This is a genomic window from Fodinibius sp. (genome assembly GCF_041642155.1).
GTDB lineage: Bacteria > Bacteroidota > Rhodothermia > Balneolales > Balneolaceae > Fodinibius.
Genome location: NZ_JBEPWZ010000313.1, coordinates 1 through 3,347 on the forward strand (window position 1 = coordinate 1; position 3,347 = coordinate 3,347).

Consider the following 3,347-nt stretch of genomic DNA (forward strand, 5'->3'; position numbering starts at 1 on the left):
AGTAAAAGAAGCTATACTGGCTTCCTTTGGCGCCGGCGAAAATACCGAATATTCCGGCATCTACGACGGCTTTGTTGACAAACAGAATCTCCCTCCCCGGCGGTTTACCGTAGCCGACAGCGTACGCCTTGTCCCCGGCGGATCGTCCGTTCGTCGCGGCGCCTATATTGCCCCCGGAGTGATCATCATGCCACCGGCCTATGTGAATGTAGGCGCTTACGTGGATGAGGGATCGATGATCGACAGCCATGCCCTGGTGGGCTCCTGTGCCCAGGTGGGGAAAAACGTCCATCTCTCCGCCGGCGTGCAGCTGGGAGGCGTCCTTGAACCCGTGGGATTAAGTCCCGTGGTGATCGAAGATGATTGTTTTATCGGGGCCGGGTCCGTTATTGTGGAGGGCATCCTGGTAAAAAAAGGAGCGGTTATCGCCCCCGGGGTCACCTTGTCAAAATCGATCCCCGTCTACGACTGTGTTAACGAAGAGATACTCGAAAAAGGAGCCGCCATCCCCGAAGGGGCCGTGGTCGTTCCCGGTACACGTCCCATGAGCGGCTCCTGGGCGACCGAACAGGGACTTAGTATGGCCTGTCCGGTGATTGTAAAATATCGTGACGCCCAAAGCGACGCTTCGCTTGAATTGGAGGAGGCACTGCGATAGGGTAGATGATGTATGTGCAAGGAATTGACCACAATACAGTCTACAGCCTAAATCAATCGTTCTATTTTATATATTTAAATTAACAAAATGCGCATTTTAAAATTCGGCGGCACTTCTGTGGGATCAGAAGATGCCATCAGAAGAGTTCTAAAACTTATTGCCCTGAAGCGGGAAGAAGGCCGCATCCAGGTGGTTGTATCCGCCTTCGGGGGGGTGACCAACACGCTGCTGCAGATGGTGGAGGACGCTTCTGCCGGCAACCAGGCCTACCGCGAGCAGCTCAAGGCTATTGAAGACCGTCATATTGATATTGTGCGCAAGCTTATCGGCGTCAAGCAGCAAAGCACGGTATTGACCGAGCTCAAAGTGTTACTTAACGAGCTCGACGACGTGCTGCATGGTGTCTCCCTCACGCACGAGCTTACCGACCGCACCCGCGACTTTGTGCTGGGCTTCGGAGAACGCCTTTCGGCCTATATCCTCAGCAAGGCATTGGCAAGCAGCGGCATAGAGGCGGAGTACATTGATGCCAGGGAGCTGATAAAGACCAACGACGATTTTGGCAACGCCCGGGTGCTGGTCCCCACAACCTACGAAAATATCCGGGAACGGCTCAAAGAAAGTGAATTTGTGGGGATTGTTACCGGCTATATCTCCTCCACGGTAACGGGCGAAACGACGACCCTCGGGCGGGGCGGGTCGGATTATACCGCCTCCCTTATCGGGGCTGCCCTGGATGCGGAAGCTATTGAAATATGGACGGACGTCGAGGGGATCATGACGGCCGATCCCCGCAAGGTAGGGCGCTATCTGCCGATCGGAAGGCTCTCGTATGAAGAGGCGATGGAGCTCTCTCATTTCGGGGCGGAGGTTATCTACCCGCCGACCATCCACCCGGCGATGGAGCAGGCGATTCCCATCTATATAAAAAATACGTTCAAACCCGAAGCCAGGGGAACCGTCATTACGCAGGAGGTGCAGGATGACAAGTCGAGCGTCAAGGGGATCTCCTCGATTGACAACATTACCCTCATCACGCTGAAAGGAAGCGGGATGGTGGGCGTTAGCGGATTCGCCGCTCGTATTTTTTCGGCGCTGGCCGATGCCGGGGTCAACATTATCATGATTACCCAGGCGTCCTCGGAGCATACCGTGTGTTTCGCCGTTCTGCCCGATGAGGCTCCCCTGGCTATGCGGGCGCTGGAACATCATTTTAAGCGGGAGCTTGAGGAGGGGATTATCGACGAGATAAAAGAGGAGCCGGATTGTTCCATCGTGGCTGCGGTCGGCGAAGGAATGAAACGGACGCCGGGGATATCGGGACGCTTTTTCCGGTCACTGGGACGCAATGGCATTAACGTCCGCGCTATCGCCCAGGGCTCTTCGGAGCGGAATATTTCGATTGTTGTCCAGGAGGATGACCTGGCTAAGACGCTCAATACGATCCACGACGCCTTTTTCCTGAGTGAGATAAAATCCGTCAACCTGTTCTTGATTGGCATCGGACTGATCGGAAGCAAGCTGCTCGACCTGTTTGAGAAACAGGCCGATCTCCTTTTTGAGAAGCATAATATAGAACTCAAGCTCTGCGGTATTGCCAACTCAAGGTATTACAAAATCCGTGAAGAGGGGATGCCGTTTACGGGCTGGCCGGATCGTCTCGAAGAGGAGGGAGAACCGATGAGCCTTCAGCAGTTTTTGAAGGAAGCTGACCGGCTGAACCTGCCCAACAGCCTGTTTATCGACTGTACCGCGAGCGAGGAGGTGTCCGATTTTTATCCCGAAGTGATGAAGGCTAATTTTTCGCTGGTCACCGCCAACAAAAAAGCCAATTCAGGTACTTTGAAGCGCTACCAGGAGCTGCAGGAGCTGGCGCTTGAACACAATGTGATGTATCTCTATGAGACGAACGTTGGAGCGGGACTGCCGGTCGTAAAAACGCTGAAAGAGCAGGTGCTGGCGGGAGATGAAATTACCAAGATAGAGGGCGTGCTGTCGGGAACGCTGAGCTATATATTTAACACCTATGATGGGAAAACGCCCTTTAGTCAGGTTGTCAGGAATGCCCTGGAGAAAGGGTATACCGAGCCCGACCCGCGGGAGGACCTAAACGGCAGGGATGTGGCCCGCAAGCTGCTTATTTTGGCGCGTGAAGCCGGGATTGAAGTGGAAATGGGAGACCTGACGGTGCAAAACCTGGTACCCGAACCGGCCCGGGAAGCGGACAGCGTAGAGGATTTTTTTGAGAAGCTGGCGGAATTCGACGACGAATTCCGCCAGCAGTACGACCGGGCGGCCTCCCAAGGTCACCGGCTGTGTTATATTGCCCGGTACGAACAGGGAGATGCCACGGTCGCACTTGAAGAGATTGATTCCGGGCACCCTTTCAGTGGACTTTCGGGCAGTGACAATATCATCGCTTTCCATACGAAACATTACCGGGACACCCCGCTGGTGGTAAAAGGTCCCGGCGCCGGCGCAGAGGTCACTGCCGGAGGCATATTGGCCGATATTCTGAGAATCAGTAATGTACCCTCCTTCAGCAATAAAATCGTATAGCTAATGAATGCAACGTATAAACACAGGGAAGTCCGCGTATTTGCCCCGGCCAGCGTCGCCAATGTAAGCTGCGGGTTTGACGTCATGGGGTTTGCCCTCGAAGCGCCGGGCGATGAGATTGTCGTCCGCC

General features: G+C 54.6%; 2 protein-coding genes and 1 pseudogene. All 3 read left to right on the top strand.

What is annotated here, in order from left to right:
- Window positions 1-658 (top strand): 2,3,4,5-tetrahydropyridine-2,6-dicarboxylate N-succinyltransferase (locus tag ACESLU_RS13245; RefSeq protein WP_372639107.1); only part of this gene is annotated, 658 nt, incomplete at its 5' end.
- Between the two features lie 87 nt (window positions 659-745).
- Window positions 746-3,217, top strand: coding sequence for a bifunctional aspartate kinase/homoserine dehydrogenase I (gene thrA / locus ACESLU_RS13250; RefSeq protein ID WP_372639108.1), 2,472 nt, complete (start codon window positions 746-748; stop codon window positions 3,215-3,217).
- Between the two features lie 3 nt (window positions 3,218-3,220).
- A pseudogene (locus ACESLU_RS13255) lies at window positions 3,221-3,347 on the top strand (homoserine kinase); the annotation flags it as partial.

What these genes read in the sequence shown, in the direction of transcription:
- thrA (WP_372639108.1), top strand. Translation starts at nt 746, where the DNA reads ATGCGCATTTTAAAATTCGGCGGCACTTCTGTGGGATCAGAAGATGCC.